Genomic DNA, 16561 nt, shown 5'->3' on the forward strand with positions numbered 1-16561 from the left:
ACTGGCTTGCCTTGCACGCCGGTACATTTTGCCGTCTCTAAATCCAAGGCTCCCTGCCATGTTCCGTTTTTTTGAAAACCTCGTCGATCCCTATGTCGATTACGAGGAAACCGATGCGCCGCCACGCAAGCTGTGGCCCTTCCTCGGCGATTACGCGGTGCCGTTCAGGCGCATCTTCATCCTGACTGCTTTCATGTCCGTCGTGGTCGCCGCAATCGAGATCGGATTGATCTACTACATGGGGCGCATCGTCGACCTGCTGGACAACGATCCGGCTCGGATGTGGGCCGATCACGGTGCCGAGTTGATCGCGGTTGCCGTCTTTGTCCTTGTGCTGCGGCCGATCCTGCAGGGCTTTGACGTGGCCCTTCTCAACAACACGATCCTGCCGAACTTCGGCACGCTGATCCGGTGGCGCGCGCATCGTCACGTCCTGCGCCAGTCGGTCGGCTGGTTCGAAAACGATTTCGCCGGACGGATCGCCAACCGGATCATGCAGACGCCGCCGGCCGCGGGCGAAGTCGTTTTTCAGGCATTCGATGCCATGTCCTACGCGCTGGCCTACATGATCGGCGCGGCGATCCTGCTGTCGACCTCCGATTGGCGGCTGCTGCTGCCGCTGCTGTTGTGGTTCGTGCTTTACGCCGCGTTGGTCAAATGGACGGTGACGCGCATCGGGCCGGCGTCCAAGGCCGCATCAGATGCGCGATCGATGGTGACAGGCCGGGTGGTGGATGCATACACCAACATCCATTCGGTCAAGATGTTCGCGCACCACGATCTCGAAGTCGGCTTCGCGAAGGAAGCGATCGAGACGTCGCGCCGCACCTTCCAGAAGGAAATGCGGATATTTACCATCATGGATGTCGTGTTGGTCACCCTCAACGGTCTGTTGATCGTGGGCGTCGTCGGTTGGGCGATGGCCCTCTGGATGGCGGGCGAGGCAAGCGTGGGCGTCGTGGCCGCCGCTGCCGCGCTGACCCTCAGGCTGAATTCGATGACCGCGTGGATCATGTGGGCGCTGTCGTCGTTCTTCCGCGAACTTGGCGTGGTCGCGGAGGGAATGGAAACCATAGCTCAACCGGTGACGCTGACGGATCGCAGGGACGCCGAACCGCTCGCGCTGACCGATGGGAGGATCGAAATCAGGAATCTCTCTCATCACTATGGCCGCAGTTCGGGTGGGCTCAACGACATTTCCCTGACGATCCGCCCGGGCGAACGGATCGGCCTGGTGGGGCGCTCGGGGGCCGGAAAATCGACCCTGGTCAAGCTGCTCCTGCGGTTCTACGACCCGGAGAAGGGGCAGATCCTGATCGACGGGCAGGACATCACCAAGGTGAGGCAAGACAGCCTGCGTCGGCAGATCGGCATGGTCCAGCAGGACAGTTCGCTGCTTCACCGGTCGGTCCGGGACAACATCAAGTACGGTAATCCCGGTGCGTCGGACGATCAGATGATTGCCGCGTCCATGCAGGCGCAGGCACATGATTTCATTCTCGATCTCAGCGACCCCGAAGGCCGGCGCGGGTACGATTCGCGCGTGGGCGAGCGCGGCGTGAAGCTGTCCGGCGGGCAGCGGCAAAGGATCACGCTGGCGCGCGTGATCCTGAAGGATGCGCCGATTCTGCTTCTGGACGAGGCAACCAGCGCGCTCGACAGCGAAGTCGAGGCAGCGATACAGGAAACGCTATACGGCATGATGGCCGGAAAGACCGTCATCGCCATCGCGCACCGGTTGTCCACGATCGCGCAACTGGACCGGATTATCGTTATGGATCAGGGGACTATCGTCGAAGATGGTACTCATGACGCGCTTTTGGCGCAGGGCGGACTATATGCAGATTTCTGGAACCGCCAGTCTGGCGGATTCCTTGCGATGGATATGGAAGAGACCCCCGCGTGAAACTTGCCGATTGGATAGACCCCTTCTCCAGAAGCGATAGCCCCCCGCCCCAGCACCTGCTGGCATTCTTTCGCTGGACGCTGAAGGGCTCAGGCCCTGCTCTTGCCACTGCAGGTGTCCTGTCCGTTCTCGCCGGGGTGGTCGAGGTCATGGCGGCGCTGATCCTTGGCAAGGTGGTGGATGCGGCGCTTGCCTCCGACGCGGGGTCGGTGTTTCAGGACCAGACCGGGGTTCTGCTGCTTTCGCTGGCGTTCTTCGTCATCCTGCGACCGGCAATCTTCGGCGCGAGTTCCTTCATGCAGTCGATCGTGATCGGGCCCAACGTCTTCAATCTGGTGCTGTCACGGCTGCACCGCTACACGCTGGGACAGGCGGTATCGTTCTTCGACAACGATTTCGCCGGTCGTATTTCGCAAAAGGAAATGCAGACGGGTCGCGCCCTGACCGATGTGGTGATCGAGATGATCCACACGGTCCTGTTCGCCCTGGCGTCCTTTGTCGGAGCGGTCCTGCTGCTGGGAACAGTCGACTGGCGGATCGCGCTGGGCCTCGTGGTCTGGATGGTCGGCTATGTCTATCTCATCCGCCGGTACATGCCGCGCGTTCGGTCCCGGTCCAAGGCGCGGGCGGCCGCGCGCGCCATGGTGACGGGTCAGGTTGTCGATACGATCACCAACATCAAGACGGTCAAGCTCTTTGCTCACGCGGATCATGAAGACCGCGCCGCGCTCGGTTCCATGAGCCGTTTCCGCGAAACCGGCATCGCTTTCGGCAAGGTGAGCGTGTCGTTCCGGTTCTGGCTGATGACCATCGCCGGACTCTTGCCGGTTTTGCTGGTGGGCGGGGCGCTGTGGTACTGGTCGCTTGGTCTGGTGACGGCGGGCGACATCGCCGCCACGGGGGCCGTCTCGCTGCGGTTGGCGCAGATGACCGGATGGGTCAGCTTCACGTTGATGAACCTTTACGCCAACGTCGGCGAGGTCGAGGACGGGATGCGCACGTTGACGCCGGCGCAGACCCTTCTGGACGATCCAGATGCGACCGAACTGCAGGTCCCCAAGGGCGGCATCGTGTTCGACAACGTGCGTTACACCTACGGTCGGGGTGAGGGCGGCGTGGAACACATGGATCTGACCATCCACCCGGGCGAGAAACTGGGCGTTGTCGGTGCCTCGGGCGCGGGGAAGTCGAGCCTCGTATCTCTGCTCCTGCGGCTCTATACGCTGGAAAAAGGGCACATCCTGATTGACGGACAGGACATTTCCCGCGTCACGCAGGAAAGCCTGCGCCGGAAGATCGGCATGGTCACCCAGGAAACGGCCATGTTCAATCGTTCCGCGCTGGACAATATCCGCTACGGCAAGCCTGACGCAACGTTCGAAGAGGTGGTCGCGGCGGCGCGCAAAGCCGAGGCGCATGATTTCATCGAGAACATGAAGGACCACAAGGGACGCGAAGGCTATGACGCCCACCTTGGCGAGAGGGGGGTCAAGCTTTCGGGCGGGCAACGCCAGCGGATCGCTCTGGCGCGTGCCATTCTCAAGGATGCGCCGATCCTGATCCTTGATGAGGCGACGAGTGCCCTGGACAGCGAGGTCGAAGCATCCATTCAGGCGGCGCTCGGCCGGGTCATGGAAGGAAAGACGGTGTTGGCCGTGGCGCATCGCCTGTCCACCCTGACCGATATGGACCGCATCATCGTCATGGACGCCGGACGCGTGGTGGAACAGGGAACCCACGAAAGCCTGCTGGCGGCGGATGGTCTTTATGCGCGGTACTGGCACCGGCAGTCGGGTGGTTTTCTCGACCTTCAAGCGGCGGAATAGGCTCTTTTTCAGACAGCGCTTATTGGGTATGCCGCCGGCATGACAGAACATCGCATCATCCGGCTGGGGCATCATGGCGACGGCATCGCCAGCGGACCGATCTATGCCGCCAAGACTTTGCCCGGCGAATTGGTGACCGGTACGGTACAGGACGACGCGTTGACGGATGTCCGCATCGTCGAACCATCGGAGCAGCGCGTGGCGCCGCCCTGCCGTCATTTCAGATCATGTGGCGGGTGCCAGTTGCAACATGCCTCGGACCCGTTCGTCGCGGACTGGAAGCAGGACTTCGTCCGCACGTCGCTGAAGGCGCATGGGCTGGAAGCGCCGTTGAGGCCGATTGTGACTTCACCCGCTCAATCGCGGCGCCGGGCCACCTTTGCCGCGCGGCGAACGAAGAAGGGCGCGATGGCCGGTTTCCACGCTCAGGCATCCGACGTCATCATCGAAATACCGGATTGCAAGCTGCTGCACCCGGACCTGATGGCGGGTCTCGAAGTCGCGGAGAAGCTGGCAGTCATCGGTGCCAGCCGCAAGGGCCCGCTGGCCGTGACCGTGACCCGGAGCGACGCGGGGCTGGATGTGAGCGTGTCGAAGGGAAAACCCCTCGACGGACCGCTTCGCCAGACACTCGCGCAGGCGACAGAGACATTGGGTCTGGCGCGGCTGAGCTGGGAAGACGAGACGATCGCGATGCGGCTGCCTCCGGTTCAACGGTTCGGAGCGGCAGATGTCCTGCCGCCCCCCGGCGCCTTTCTGCAGGCGACCGACCATGGCGAAGCGGCCCTGTGCAGGGGCGTCAGGGAGGCGGTCGGCTCTTCCGCGCGGCTCGCGGACCTGTTTGCGGGATGCGGCACCTTCACTTTGCCGCTGGCGGAAACGGCGAGCGTTCACGCCGTCGAGGGGATCGCGGAGATGCTGCATGCCTTGGACCACGGATGGCGCATGGCGGAAGGGTTGAAACCCGTCACGACCGAGACACGAGACCTGTACCGACGCCCGATGTTGCCGGACGAGCTTTCGCGCTTCGACGCCGTCGTGCTGGACCCGCCACGCGCGGGCGCCGAACGGCAGGTCGCCCAGATCGCGCTGACGGACGTACCGAGGGTCGCCTATGTTTCATGCAATCCGGTCACCTTTGCCCGGGATGCGGCAACGCTGTGTGACGCGGGGTATACGCTGGACTGGGTTCAGGTCGTGGACCAGTTCCGCTGGTCGCCCCATACCGAACTTGTCGCCTGCTTTGCCAAGGCGGTGTGAAGGCGCCGAGGGGAACGGCAATATGCGAGTCACCACTTTTTGATCGGTCCGTTTTGCGGTATATGATACCGCGAAGGCAAAGATACATTTGACCCGTCAGGCAGGACAGACTCGGATGAAACGCAGAACACTTATTCTGGGAGGCACCGCGCTTGTCGCGCTGGGTGCCTGCAGCAGCAGCAAATTCAAGCGCTACAACGGTCCGGAAGTGACCTATGTCGTGGTGAACAAGCAGGACCGCAAGATGTGGCTGCTGCATCACGACAGGGTGCTCGAGGAATACAAGATCCAGCTTGGCTTTGCCCCGATTGGACACAAGGAGATCGAAGGCGACGGCAAGACGCCCGAAGGCACCTATGTCATCGACCGCCGTAATCCGAACAGCCGGTTCCACCTGTCACTCGGCATTTCCTACCCGAATGAATTCGATCGCAAGCGTGCGGAAGACTTGGGTCAGAAGCCGGGCGGCGACATCTTCATCCACGGCCAGAAGGATCCGTCAAAGAAGGACAAGACGGACTGGACCTGGGGCTGCATCGCGGTCCGTAACAAGGATATCGAGAATATTTACGCGATGGTACGCGACGGCACGCCCATCCTGCTTAACCCGTGAGGGGCAGGGGAACTGAAGATCAGTTCCCCATCACCAGCGTCCACCACAACTTACCACCGGCCTCCTGGAACCAGGAAAAGCCCATCTTGCGGGCTTCCGGGGCCATGATGACGCGCCGCGTGTCGGGCTGCTCCATCCAGGCGGCGAGAGTTTCCAACTCGGTCTCGTAGGTTTCGGAGATCGTTTCGCCCACGAGACCACCCTGGTAGCCGACCCGGTTGATGCGGTCGATCGGGGAAGAACCGTCAGACCCGAAGTGCCACGGGCGATTCTGGATCGACATGTCGCGCGAGTGCGTCGCCGCGGCCGCGTTGAGCTGCGGGTCGAGCTGTACGGGCGGCTGGCCTGCTGCGCTGCGCAGGGCATTGACCGAATCGAGCATCCTGAACTGGATCTTGCCGGTTTCGCTGTCGCGGATCCGGTAGGCTTTGGGCAAGGGCTGGCCATCGCTGCCCAGTTGAGGTGCGGCAGGCGCACAGGCGGACAGGGCAAGGCAGAACGCCATCAGGACGGACAGAATACGGATCACGGCACAGCTCCACGCGATTGTGTTTGGCCTCTCCTACAGCGGACGGCGTTGCAGTTCAAACCCACATCGGCGTTACCTTGCCTGATGACGGGTCTTTGATTTGAAACCGGCGCACCGCGGTCATATACCACCAGCAATTCCCTGAATGCTTTTTGATGGAGACATGAACATGTCCGACAAGCGCAACAAGTTCAGCAGCCGCCGTGCGTTTCTGGCCGGGTCCGCCGCGTTGATCGCGTCGCCCGCGCTGGCGCAGTCCACTGCCGCCGTGAACTCCCCGGCGACCACCCAGACCGAACGTGACCTCAACGAGTCGGTACGCCGCAATATCTCCAGCTTCCGCATGCTCGACTGGCGGCCGTATTTCGACAACACCCGCAACGGCGCGATCCTGGTCGATATCGACAGCCGCGCGGTGCACTTCTGGTCCGAGGACCAGAGCGTTTACAAGCTCTACCCCTCCTCCGTACCCCTGACGGAAGACCTGACGCGGCGCGGTCGCACACGTGTCGTGCTGAAGGATCCGGAGCCGGATTGGCGCCCGACACCCTCCATGAAGGAGCGTAACCCGGAATGGCCCGACTACGTTGGCCCCGGGCCGGACAATCCGCTCGGTACGCGTGCCCTTCACCTCAGCTGGACGTACTACCGGATCCACGGCACCCATGACACGCGCAAGATTGGCCGCCGGTCGTCGAACGGGTGCATCGGGCTTTACAACCAGCACATCGAAGAGCTGTACGAGATGGCCAAGGTCGGCACGCAAGTGTTGCTTATTTGACGACATTTCGCGGCTTCGGAAACGTCGGAGCGGAATCCGGGTTTGCAATCCCTCGTTTATGCTGTTTACAAAGTTTTACGAGGTAAGTCTTGGGTGCGTGCTTGCACAACTGTGCCGCACGCCATTTCTGGAGGTTATACTATGAAAAAACTCGTTCTCGCCGCTGCTCTGACAGCTGCTGCATCGACTGCATATGCCGGTTCGCTGGCAGAGCCGATCGTGGAAGCACCGGTCATCGTTGAAGAAGCATCTTCGTCTTCTTCCGGTGTTCTGGTTCCGCTGATCCTGCTGGCCGTTGTGGCTGCTGCAGTTGCTGCTGACTAATCAGCGCGACGATCAAAATGAAAAAGGCGGTGCAGTGCACCGCCTTTTTTGTTGTCTGACTTCCGTGGTTTTCCCTTCGACGAGAATATCTCGATGGGTTAGTCCAGCCAGCCCTTGAGGTTTTCCTTTACGGCGTTCGACAGTGCCTCGATGTGGGCGTCGTCGTCGTTGAGGCAGGGGATGTAGGTAAACCTTTCCCCCCCGGCTTCCTCGAAGCTCTCCTTGATTTCCTCGTTGATCTCTTCCAGCGTTTCGATGCAGTCCGCCGAGAACGCTGGCGCGCACACCGCGATGTTCTTATTACCGGCTTCCGCCTGGCGCGCGACTTCCTCGACAGTGTAAGGCTGCAGCCATTCCTCGGGCCCGAACTTGGACTGGAAGGTCGTCATGATCTGGGTGTCATCCCAGCCCAGTCGCTCTTTCAGCAGGCGCGTCGTCTTCTGGCACTGACAGTGATAGGGATCGCCTTCCATCAGGTAGCGGATCGGCACGCCATGATAGGAGCAGATCAGGATGTCGGGTCGCTTGTCGGCGGCGGCATAGGCCCGTTCGATGGACTGGGCCAGCGCCTCGATATAGTCGGGACGGTCGAAATAGGGCTCAACCACCCGGGCGATCGGCTGCCACTTTTCCTTGCCCAACGCGGCAAAAAAGGCATCGCAGGCGGTGGCCGAGGTCGCCCCGGCGTAGTGGGGGTAAAGCGGGAAGAACAGGATCTTGGTGCAGCCCGCCTTGGTCATCGCCGCCACCTTGGATTGCGTCGACGGATTGCCGTAGCGCATGCAGTAATCCACCATCACGTCGTCGCCGTACCGCGCCTTGAGCGCCGTTTCCATCTTGGCGGTCTGCGCCTTGGTGATCGTCATCAGCGGGCTTTCCCCCGCGTCTTCGTTCCATATGCTCTTGTAGGCGGCGCCGCTGGTAAAGGGGCGCTTGCTGAGGATGATGAGTTGCAGCAGCGGCTGCCAGAGCCAGGGTGAGTAGTCGATCACGCGGCGATCCGACAGGAACTCGCTCAGGTAGCGGCGCATCGACCAGTAGTCGTAGTTGTCCGGCGTACCGAGATTTGCCAGCAGGACACCGACGCGCTCTTTTGGGACAGCAGGGTGGTCGGCGTTGGCGTGTGGCGGGCGCGCGGCTTGCATGATCTGTCCTCGGTCCAAAGTTCCGTGTTGAAATAACGGGTTTGGCCGTGGGGTCAATTGCGCAACTTTGTCTCATCCGTGTTCAGCGCATCCGCAAGCCGCTGTTGTGCGGATCCGGGGCGCAGGGGCTTTTGCTGGCTGTCATCCGGGGCCCAGCCCGTCAGGAAAATCAGTTCGAATGTGGCCAGCACCCGACCGGCGCCGTCGTTGAAATGGTCTTGGTACAGTTGGGCGGCCAAGTCCAGAACCGCGCGGCTGGTCGGTTTGCGCAGCCGGGCTTCCAGTGCGTTCGCTTCGCCCATCGCCCGCAGCTCGCGCATCAGCGCCCAGGCGTCCCGGTAGGAAACGGTAAGCGGTACCGCGTCCGCGACCGGAAGCGCGAAGCCCGCCCGTTGCAGCAGGCCACCCATGTCGCGCAGTTCGCCCATGGGGGCCACGCGGGGAGACATGCCGCCCGTCACCTCGGCTTCGGCCTGTCCAAGGCAGGCGCGCAGTTCCTGCAGGGTCTGACCGCCGAATGCGGCGGATATGAACAGCCCGTCGGGTCGGAGTGCGCGGCGACATTGGACCAGCTGGCCGACCGGATCGTTGGCCCAATGCAGCGTCATGCCGTGCACCACCAGATCGTGCGCCTGAACGTCCAGGCCAAGTGTGTCGCTTGCCGGAACGACCTTTGCATCGGGAAGCAGACCGGCCCATGTCCGGGGAAAATCAGTCACCACCGCCGGATCGGTAAAGGTCTTGTTAACCATCCCCAGACGATCCTCGATCTCCTGAATGGCCTGCTCGTGCAGGAACAGCGCCTCCGGCTGTGCGCGTGCGCGGCGGAACGTCAATGCGATCCGATCGGTCAGGGGGGGCGGCGTGGTCATGGGGTTTCAATATGCCGTTGCGGGAAAGACTGCAAACCGCGTTGAATGCCATCTACCCCGCCCGCTGTCTGGCCTGCGGGGACGTCGTGGACACGGACTTCGGTCTCTGCGGACCCTGCTGGACCGAAACCGCCTTTATCGGAGGAACGGTGTGCGATTCGTGCGGCATACCGCTGCCCGGGATCGCTGCGGGCGACACGCTTGCCTGCGATGCATGTCTTCAGACCCCGCGCCCTTGGGAAAGGGGGCGGGCAGCGGTGCTCTATACCGCCACGGGGCGCAAGCTGGTGCTCGCGCTGAAACACGGGGACCGGCAGGAGATCGCGCGCCCGGCGGGGCGCTGGATGGCGCAGGCCACCAGATCGCTTCTGGATGACGACGCCCTGATCGCCCCGATCCCCCTGCACTGGCGCCGCATGTTGCGCCGCCGCTACAACCAATCCGCGCTGTTGGCCCGCGTCGTGGCGCGGGAAACGGGTCGGCGCTGGTGCGCTGACCTCTTGCAGCGGTACCGCGCGACCCCATCGCTTGACGGCATGGGCCGTGAAGAACGGTTTCGCACGCTGAAGGATGCCATTCGGCTCAATCCTCGACACGCGGTGACGGTACGAGACCGGCCGGTGCTTCTGGTTGACGATGTCATGACATCGGGAGCGACCTTTGCCGCTGCGGCGGAGGCCTGCCGCGCCGCGGGATCGGGACCGGTTTGCGTGGTAGCACTGGCGCGCGTGGCCAAAGACACCTAAATCTGACCCAACCGTTCATAGCTGAGAGGAGACAGGGCATGAAACCCGTCGAAATCTACACATCGCCGCTTTGCGGCTTCTGTCACGCGGCCAAACGTCTGCTGACACAGAAAGGCGTCAATTTTTCCGAGGTGGACGTTCTGGCAAACCCGGATCGCAAGCCCGAGATGATCGAACGGGCAAACGGTGGCCGGACCGTGCCGCAGATCTTCATAGGGGGCAGCCACGTCGGCGGGTGCGACGAGCTTTACGCGCTGGAGCGCGAGGGCAAGCTGGACAGCCTGCTGGCCGCGTGATGAAGGGCGCGATCCTGCAACTGAACGTTTCGGACGACCCCGAGGCGAATCTCGGCGAAACATTGGCGATGTTTCATGAGGCGGTGGGCGCCGGGGCGGAATTCGTGTTCACCCCGGAGGTGACGAATTGCGTTTCCACCAGCCGGGAGCATCAGCAGGATGTGCTGCAGCACGAGCAGGATGACATCACCCTCGACGCGTTGCGCAAGGGGGCATCGGCGTCTGGTGTCTGGCTTCTGATCGGGTCGCTGGGGCTCAAGACCGGCGAGGCCGACGGGCGGTTTGCCAACCGGTCCTTTCTCATCGATCCTGAGGGTGGGGTCGTGGCGCGCTACGACAAGATCCACATGTTCGACGTGCAGATCAACGAGACGGAGACCTACCGCGAATCCGCGGGATACCGGCCCGGTACGCAGGCGGTGGTGGCTGACACGTCTTTTGGCCGGGTGGGGATGAGCGTCTGCTATGACGTGAGGTTTCCCCTGCTGTACAACGCGCTAGCCAAGGCCGGGGCGGGAATCATCACCGTTCCCGCGGCCTTTTCCCCGGTGACGGGGGCGGCGCACTGGCACGCCCTGCTGCGGGCTAGGGCCATCGAAACCGGATGTTTCGTGATCGCGCCCGCGCAGACCGGCACGCACCGCAGCGCCGCGCACCGGACGCGCGATTGCTTCGGCCATTCGTTGGTGGTGTCACCGTGGGGAGAGGTGATTCTCGACGCGGGAGAGGCGCCCGGCGTTTACAACTTCCTTCTGGACATGGATGATATCGCCAAGGCACGGGGCAAGGTCCCCAGCCTTGCGAACGCGCGCGACTTCGACGCGCCGCAAGTGGAGTCTTGACCGGGTCAGTGGATGAGTGATGACAGCCAGACAGTTGCGATCATGCTGTTCAGCGAACTTCTTGCGGCGGATCATGCCGTGCGGAGCCGGCTGACACGCGTTCTGCCCAAGGGGATGGAGATTTCCCATTTCTCGGTTCTCAATCACCTGGCCTGGCAGGGGGATGAGAGCAGTCCGGCCCGCTTGGCCGAACGATTCGGCGTGACGCGCGGGGCCATGACAAACACGCTGACAAAACTGGAATGGTCCGGCTATGTCCACATCCGGCCGGACTGGGACGACGCCCGCCGCAAGATGGTCGCGATCAGCCCCGCCGGCCGCCAGGCACGCAATGATGCGGTGGCAGCCATCGCGCCCATGATCAACGAGGTCGTGGAAAGCCTGGGCGAGGAGCAGACCCGCGCAGCCCTGCCGATCCTGCGCGAGATCCGGATCAAGCTCGCCTGACGCTGGCGGTCACGTAGTTGACGCTCAGATCCCTGTCGGACAACCGCCATGACCACGCCACGGGATTGAATACGAAACCCTTGCGGTCCACCGGTTCCAACCCTGCCTGCCGCAGCAGATCAAACAGTTCGTCCGGCGTGATGAACTTGGACCATTCATGGGTTCCCTTCGGCAGCCAGCGCATGATGTGCTCGGCGCCGACAATGGCCATGACATAGGATTTCGGATTGCGGTTGAGGGTCGAGCAGATGTGCAGACCGCCCGGCTTGAGCAGGTCGTGGCAGGCGGTCAGGTAGTCGATCGGCGATGCGACGTGTTCGACCACCTCCATGTTCAGGACGACGTCGAACACCTCGCCGGCGGCAGCCATCGCCTCGGCCGTGGTGTGGCGGTAATCGATCGTGAGGCCGGATTGCTCGGCGTGAACCTGCGCCACGGGGATGTTACGCTCTGCGGCGTCGGCGCCGACGACATCCGCCCCAAGCCGGGCCATCGGCTCCGCCAGCAGTCCTCCGCCGCAGCCGATGTCGAGAATGCGCAGCCCCTCGAAAGGGGCGTCCGACTTCAGATCGCGATCGAATTCACCGGCGATCTGCGTTGTGATGTAATCCAGCCGGCATGGGTTGAGCATGTGCAACGGCTTGAACTTGCCGTTAGGGTCCCACCATTCCGCCGCCATCGCCTCGAACTTCGAGATTTCCGATGGATCGACGGTTGTTCGAGACGTTTGCATTTTCCGCTCCCTATGTTCTTGTGGCGCTGACCCCTATATAGGTCTCTCATGGACAAGTTTCCCGATCAAAAGCGCGCGACGCAGTATCTTTATCCCCCGATCGACCCGTTCGATCAGGGCATGATGTCCGTTGGGCAGGGCCATCGGGTGTATTACGAGCAGTGCGGCAACCCGGACGGCATTCCCGTCGTGGTGCTGCATGGCGGGCCGGGCGGCGGTTGCAGCCCGTCGATGCGCCGGTACTTCGATCCCTCTGTTTACCGCGTCATCCTGTTCGACCAGCGCGGCTGCGGGCGGTCGCGGCCCCATGCGAGCGTCACGGACAACACCACCTGGCACCTCGTCGCCGATATCGAGATGATTCGCACCGCGCTGAAGATCGACAGCTGGATCGTCTTCGGCGGTTCCTGGGGTGCGACACTTGCGCTGGTCTATGCCCAGACCCACCCCGACGCGGTGCGCCATCTCGTGCTGCGGGGCGTATTCCTCATGACGCAGGCCGAACTGGACTGGTTCTATGGCGGGGGCGCGGGGAAATTCTGGCCGGAGGTCTGGGACCGTTTCGTTTCACTTATCCCCAAGGATGAACAGGACGACCTGATCGCTGCATATCACAGGCGGCTCTTTTCGGGCGATCTGCCCATGGAACAGCGGTTCGGACGGGCTTGGGCCGCCTGGGAGAACGCGCTCGCCTCGATCCATTCTTCCGGGGCTTCGCACGAGGGGCCGTCCGACTATGCCCGCGCGTTTGCCAGGCTCGAGAACCATTATTTCACCAATGCCGGGTTTCTCGAGTTCGACGGGCAGATCATCGAGCACATGCCGCGCATCGCGCATATTCCCGGCACCATCGTGCAGGGCAGGTACGACATGATCTGTCCGCCCATCAGCGCGCACCGGATCGCTGCCCGCTGGCCCGGATGCGAGCTGAGCATGGTGCGCAATGCCGGGCACGCGCTGTCCGAGCCGGGCATTAGCGCGGAACTGGTCCGCACCATGGACCGGATCGCCAAGTCATGAGCCGGCGGTCGCCTTTCCTTGACCGCCGTGCGGTCTTTTCCAGCGCGGCAGCCGCGGTGCTGCTAGCGGCCACGGGCGTGGGCGCATCCGGTATCCCGGCGCGCGGCGGACGGCTGCGGATGGCACTGTCCGGCGGGGCGCGCAGCGATTCCTGGGTGCAGGGCAACGGGCTGTTCATGCAGGTGGCCCGACAGGGATTGATCTACGATACGCTGACCGAGGTTGCGGCGGACGGTACGTTGCGGGCCGAGCTTGCGCTGGGCTGGCAGGCTTCGCCGGATGCGCGGACATGGGACTTCGATTTGCGCTGCGGCGTGCACTTTCACGACGGAACCGGTTTTTCCGCCGCCGATGCAGTGGCCAGCCTGCGCGACCTCATCGGCGGAGAGGTTTCCGCACCGCGTTCCGACCGGTTGAGAATCAGTCTGGCCGAGCCGGACCCCGGCTTGCCGCTGCTGCTCGCGGGCCCCGATTTCGTGATCCGGCCCGCTCATGCACCCGCGGCAGGGATCGGCACGGGCCTATACCGTTTGCGCCGGTTCCGACCCGGCCAGCAGCTGCTCGCCACGCGGGTTGCCAGCCACTTCCGCGACGGATCGGCAGGCTGGTTCGACGAGGTCGAATTGACGTCGATCCCATCCGAGGCCGTGCGGGGCCAGGCATTGGGTGAGTACCTGGTCGATGCGGTCGATATCCGGGAGGCGGGCGCATTGGCCGGGGTGCCGGATGTGCACCTCATGCCCGACTCCCGCCATCCGGCTCAGGCCGTCAGCAACGCCGTCGCCCAGCCCGCCCAGGTCGGTCGCCTGCACCCGCTGGACAACCTGCGGGCGGCGGAGCGCTGGTGGTTCGCCTGAAAAAGGCAGGGGCCTTGCGATCTGGCGCGAGCAGGCGTATATGACCCTCAACAGCGGCGCGTTCGGGTCCAAACCAGACGCTCCACCGATCTTGAACACGGGCCGCGCGCCCGTTTTTTTGTGCCCAAGGACAACATGACCAAGGACCAGACATACTCCAATTCGCTGATCGCAAAGGCCGCCATCGACCGCCGGCTGGCCGAGATCATCAGCCCGGTGATCGAGGACATGGGATTCGAACTGGTGCGGGTGCGTCTGATGTCCGGCAAGAACACGACGCTCCAGATCATGGCCGACAAGCCCGAAGGCGGGATCGAGGTGGATGATCTGGCGCTGATCAACCAGGCGGTCGGCACCGTTCTGGACGTCGAGGATCCCATTCTGGACGAGTATACGCTTGAGGTCTCCAGCCCCGGTATCGACCGTCCGCTGACCCGGCTCAAGGATTTCGACATGTTCGAAGGCTACGAGGCCAAGCTGGAGACGGAAGAACTGATCGACGGACGCCGCCGCTTCAAGGGCGAACTGGCGGGTGTCGAGGGGAACGAGGTGCTCATCAATGTCGAGGAGGGGACCATCGGTCTCGACTTCGGCTGGCTGTCGGACGCCAAACTGGTCCTGACCGACGAGCTGATCAAGGAAATGCTGCGCCAGCGCAAGGCGGCGGGCGCGCTGAATGAACAAGATTTCGATGAAGTCCAGACCGAAGACGGTTCTGCTGAGGGAGAAGACTAATGGCCATTACATCTGCCAACCAGCTCGAGCTGCTGCAAACCGCCGAAGCGGTGGCGCGTGAAAAGATGATCGACCCCGGGCTCGTGGTCGAAGCGATGGAAGAATCGCTCGCCCGTGCGGCAAAGTCCCGCTATGGCGCGGAAATGGACATTCGCGTGTCCATCGACCGCAAGACCGGCCGCGCGACCTTTACCCGTGTGCGGACCGTGGTCGAGGATGAAGAGCTCGAGAACTATCAGGCCGAGTTCACCGTGGAACAGGCCCGGCAGTATATGGACGACCCCAAGGTCGGTGATACCCTCGTCGAGGAAGTGCCGCCCGTGGAAATGGGTCGCATCGCGGCACAATCGGCCAAGCAGGTCATCCTGCAGAAGGTCCGCGAAGCGGAGCGGGACCGCCAGTACGAGGAATTCAAGGACCGCGCCGGCACCATCATCAACGGGCTGGTCAAGCGGGAGGAATACGGCAACGTCATCGTCGACGTGGGCGCGGGCGAAGCGATCCTGCGCCGCAACGAGAAGATCGGCCGCGAATCCTATCGTCCGAACGACCGCATCCGGGTCTACATCAAGGACGTTCGCCGCGAGCAGCGCGGCCCGCAGATCTTCCTGTCGCGCACCGCGCCGGAGTTCATGGCCGAGCTGTTCAAGATGGAGGTGCCCGAAATCTATGACGGCATCATCGAGATCAAGGCGGTCGCCCGTGATCCGGGTTCGCGCGCGAAGATTGCCGTGATCTCCTATGACAACTCGATCGACCCCGTCGGGGCCTGCGTCGGCATGCGCGGCAGCCGCGTGCAGGCCGTGGTGAACGAGCTTCAGGGCGAGAAGATCGACATCATTCCGTGGAACGAGGATCAGCCGACCTTCCTGGTGAACGCGCTGCAGCCCGCCGAAGTGTCGAAGGTCGTTCTCGACGAGGAGGCCGGCAAGATCGAAGTCGTCGTGCCGGAGGAGCAGCTGTCGCTCGCCATTGGCCGCCGTGGCCAGAACGTGCGCCTGGCGTCCCAGCTGACGGGTCTCGACATCGATATCATGACCGAAGAGCAGGAAAGCCAGCGCCGTCAGGCCGAGTTCGAACTGCGGACCAAGCTGTTCATGGACAATCTCGATCTGGATGAGTTCTTTGCACAGTTGCTGGTTGCGGAAGGGTTTACCAACCTCGAGGAAGTTGCCTATGTCGAGGTTGACGAGCTGCTGGTCATCGACGGGGTGGACGAGGACACCGCGAACGAACTGCAGGCGCGTGCCCGCGACGTGATCGAAGCGCAGAACAAGGCGGCCCTGGAAGCGGCCCGCGCACTGGGCGTCGAAGACAGCCTGGTTGAATTCGAGGGGCTGACACCCCAGATGATAGAGGCGCTGGCGAAGGATGACGTCAAGACGCTGGAAGACTTCGCCACCTGTGCCGACTGGGAACTCGCCGGCGGCTGGACCACCGTCAACGGAGAGCGCGTGAAGGACGAAGGCACGCTGGAGCCCTTCGACATCACGCTGGAAGAGGCGCAGGACATGATCATGACCGCGCGGGTCATGCTGGGCTGGGTCGATCCCGAAGACCTGGAAGCGAACGAAGAAGACGACGACGAAACCGTAGAGGAGGCCGAGGCCTGATCCCAGGCCTCGGAGA

18 protein-coding genes are annotated in these 16561 nt (G+C 62.9%); 14 read left to right on the forward strand and 4 right to left on the reverse strand.

Going from position 1 to position 16561, the window contains the following annotated elements; genetic code table 11:
• Nucleotides 1–58 precede the first annotated feature (58 nt).
• From BOO69_RS18350 to BOO69_RS18365, 4 genes are all read left to right on the forward strand, one after another.
• Nucleotides 59–1906, forward strand: coding sequence for an ABC transporter ATP-binding protein (locus tag BOO69_RS18350; protein ID WP_071973488.1), 1848 nt, complete (start codon nucleotides 59–61; stop codon nucleotides 1904–1906).
• Nucleotides 1903–3732: an ABC transporter ATP-binding protein gene (locus tag BOO69_RS18355; RefSeq protein WP_071973489.1), complete on the forward strand. Its 1830-nt coding sequence runs from the start codon at nucleotides 1903–1905 to the stop codon at nucleotides 3730–3732. The genes BOO69_RS18350 and BOO69_RS18355 overlap by 4 nt, the downstream gene beginning before the upstream one ends.
• A 39-nt stretch (nucleotides 3733–3771) precedes the next feature.
• Entirely contained in the window at nucleotides 3772–4992 is a 1221-nt protein-coding gene (locus tag BOO69_RS18360) for a class I SAM-dependent RNA methyltransferase (protein WP_071973490.1), read from the forward strand.
• 115 nt (nucleotides 4993–5107) lie between these two features.
• Nucleotides 5108–5605, forward strand: a complete 498-nt coding sequence (locus BOO69_RS18365; protein ID WP_071973491.1) for a L,D-transpeptidase family protein — start codon at nucleotides 5108–5110, stop codon at nucleotides 5603–5605.
• A 19-nt stretch (nucleotides 5606–5624) separates the two neighbouring features.
• On the opposite strand, the gene dalA is transcribed toward BOO69_RS18365, so the two are convergent.
• On the reverse strand, nucleotides 5625–6134 hold the full coding sequence (gene dalA / locus BOO69_RS18370) for a divisome-associated lipoprotein DalA (protein ID WP_071973492.1): 510 nt from the start codon (nucleotides 6132–6134) through the stop codon (nucleotides 5625–5627).
• Between the two features lie 169 nt (nucleotides 6135–6303).
• On the opposite strand from dalA, the gene BOO69_RS18375 reads away from it, so the two are divergent.
• Nucleotides 6304–6915 (forward strand): L,D-transpeptidase, encoded by a 612-nt coding sequence (locus BOO69_RS18375; RefSeq protein ID WP_071973917.1) that lies wholly within the window; start codon nucleotides 6304–6306, stop codon nucleotides 6913–6915.
• A gap of 141 nt (nucleotides 6916–7056) precedes the next feature.
• Nucleotides 7057–7239: a hypothetical protein gene (locus BOO69_RS18380; protein WP_071973493.1), complete on the forward strand. Its 183-nt coding sequence runs from the start codon at nucleotides 7057–7059 to the stop codon at nucleotides 7237–7239.
• 98 nt (nucleotides 7240–7337) lie between these two features.
• Here the strand turns inward: BOO69_RS18380 and hemH are convergent, their stop codons facing one another.
• On the reverse strand, nucleotides 7338–8384 hold the full coding sequence (gene hemH, locus BOO69_RS18385) for a ferrochelatase (RefSeq protein ID WP_071973494.1): 1047 nt from the start codon (nucleotides 8382–8384) through the stop codon (nucleotides 7338–7340).
• A gap of 53 nt (nucleotides 8385–8437) precedes the next feature.
• Nucleotides 8438–9256, reverse strand: a complete 819-nt coding sequence (locus tag BOO69_RS18390; RefSeq protein ID WP_071973495.1) for a methyltransferase domain-containing protein — start codon at nucleotides 9254–9256, stop codon at nucleotides 8438–8440.
• Nucleotides 9257–9267: 11 nt separating this feature from the next.
• Here BOO69_RS18390 and BOO69_RS18395 point away from each other — a divergent pair, with 11 nt between their 5' ends.
• From BOO69_RS18395 to BOO69_RS18410, 4 genes are read left to right on the forward strand one after another with little or no spacing between them, the layout of a single operon-like run.
• A complete protein-coding gene (locus tag BOO69_RS18395) occupies nucleotides 9268–10002 on the forward strand; it encodes a ComF family protein (protein WP_071973496.1) in 735 nt (244 codons plus the stop codon).
• A gap of 38 nt (nucleotides 10003–10040) precedes the next feature.
• Complete coding sequence (grxC, locus tag BOO69_RS18400; protein WP_071973497.1) at nucleotides 10041–10298, forward strand: glutaredoxin 3; 258 nt, start codon at nucleotides 10041–10043, stop codon at nucleotides 10296–10298.
• Entirely contained in the window at nucleotides 10298–11140 is an 843-nt protein-coding gene (locus BOO69_RS18405; RefSeq protein WP_071973498.1) for a carbon-nitrogen hydrolase family protein, read from the forward strand. The genes grxC and BOO69_RS18405 overlap by 1 nt, the downstream gene beginning before the upstream one ends.
• A 12-nt stretch (nucleotides 11141–11152) precedes the next feature.
• Complete coding sequence (locus BOO69_RS18410; protein ID WP_071973499.1) at nucleotides 11153–11587, forward strand: MarR family winged helix-turn-helix transcriptional regulator; 435 nt, start codon at nucleotides 11153–11155, stop codon at nucleotides 11585–11587.
• On the opposite strand, the gene ubiG is transcribed toward BOO69_RS18410, so the two are convergent.
• Nucleotides 11574–12320 carry a bifunctional 2-polyprenyl-6-hydroxyphenol methylase/3-demethylubiquinol 3-O-methyltransferase UbiG gene (gene ubiG, locus BOO69_RS18415; protein WP_071973500.1) on the reverse strand — a complete coding sequence of 249 codons (747 nt, stop codon included), beginning with the start codon at nucleotides 12318–12320 and terminating at the stop codon, nucleotides 11574–11576. The genes BOO69_RS18410 and ubiG overlap by 14 nt on opposite strands.
• Nucleotides 12321–12368: 48 nt before the next feature.
• Between ubiG and pip the strand changes: the two genes are divergently transcribed.
• The 4 genes from pip (at nucleotide 12369) to nusA (ending at nucleotide 16545) form a co-directional block, all read left to right on the forward strand.
• Nucleotides 12369–13340 carry a prolyl aminopeptidase gene (gene pip / locus BOO69_RS18420; protein WP_071973501.1) on the forward strand — a complete coding sequence of 324 codons (972 nt, stop codon included), beginning with the start codon at nucleotides 12369–12371 and terminating at the stop codon, nucleotides 13338–13340.
• Nucleotides 13337–14197, forward strand: coding sequence for an ABC transporter substrate-binding protein (locus BOO69_RS18425; protein WP_071973502.1), 861 nt, complete (start codon nucleotides 13337–13339; stop codon nucleotides 14195–14197). Before pip ends, BOO69_RS18425 begins: the two co-directional genes overlap by 4 nt.
• A gap of 135 nt (nucleotides 14198–14332) precedes the next feature.
• On the forward strand, nucleotides 14333–14932 hold the full coding sequence (gene rimP, locus BOO69_RS18430; RefSeq protein ID WP_071973503.1) for a ribosome maturation factor RimP: 600 nt from the start codon (nucleotides 14333–14335) through the stop codon (nucleotides 14930–14932).
• Nucleotides 14932–16545 (forward strand): transcription termination factor NusA, encoded by a 1614-nt coding sequence (nusA, locus tag BOO69_RS18435; protein WP_071973504.1) that lies wholly within the window; start codon nucleotides 14932–14934, stop codon nucleotides 16543–16545. The genes rimP and nusA overlap by 1 nt, the downstream gene beginning before the upstream one ends.
• Nucleotides 16546–16561: the final 16 nt, after the last annotated feature.

The sequence above is a fragment of the Sulfitobacter alexandrii genome (genome assembly GCF_001886735.1).
GTDB lineage: Bacteria > Pseudomonadota > Alphaproteobacteria > Rhodobacterales > Rhodobacteraceae > Sulfitobacter > Sulfitobacter alexandrii.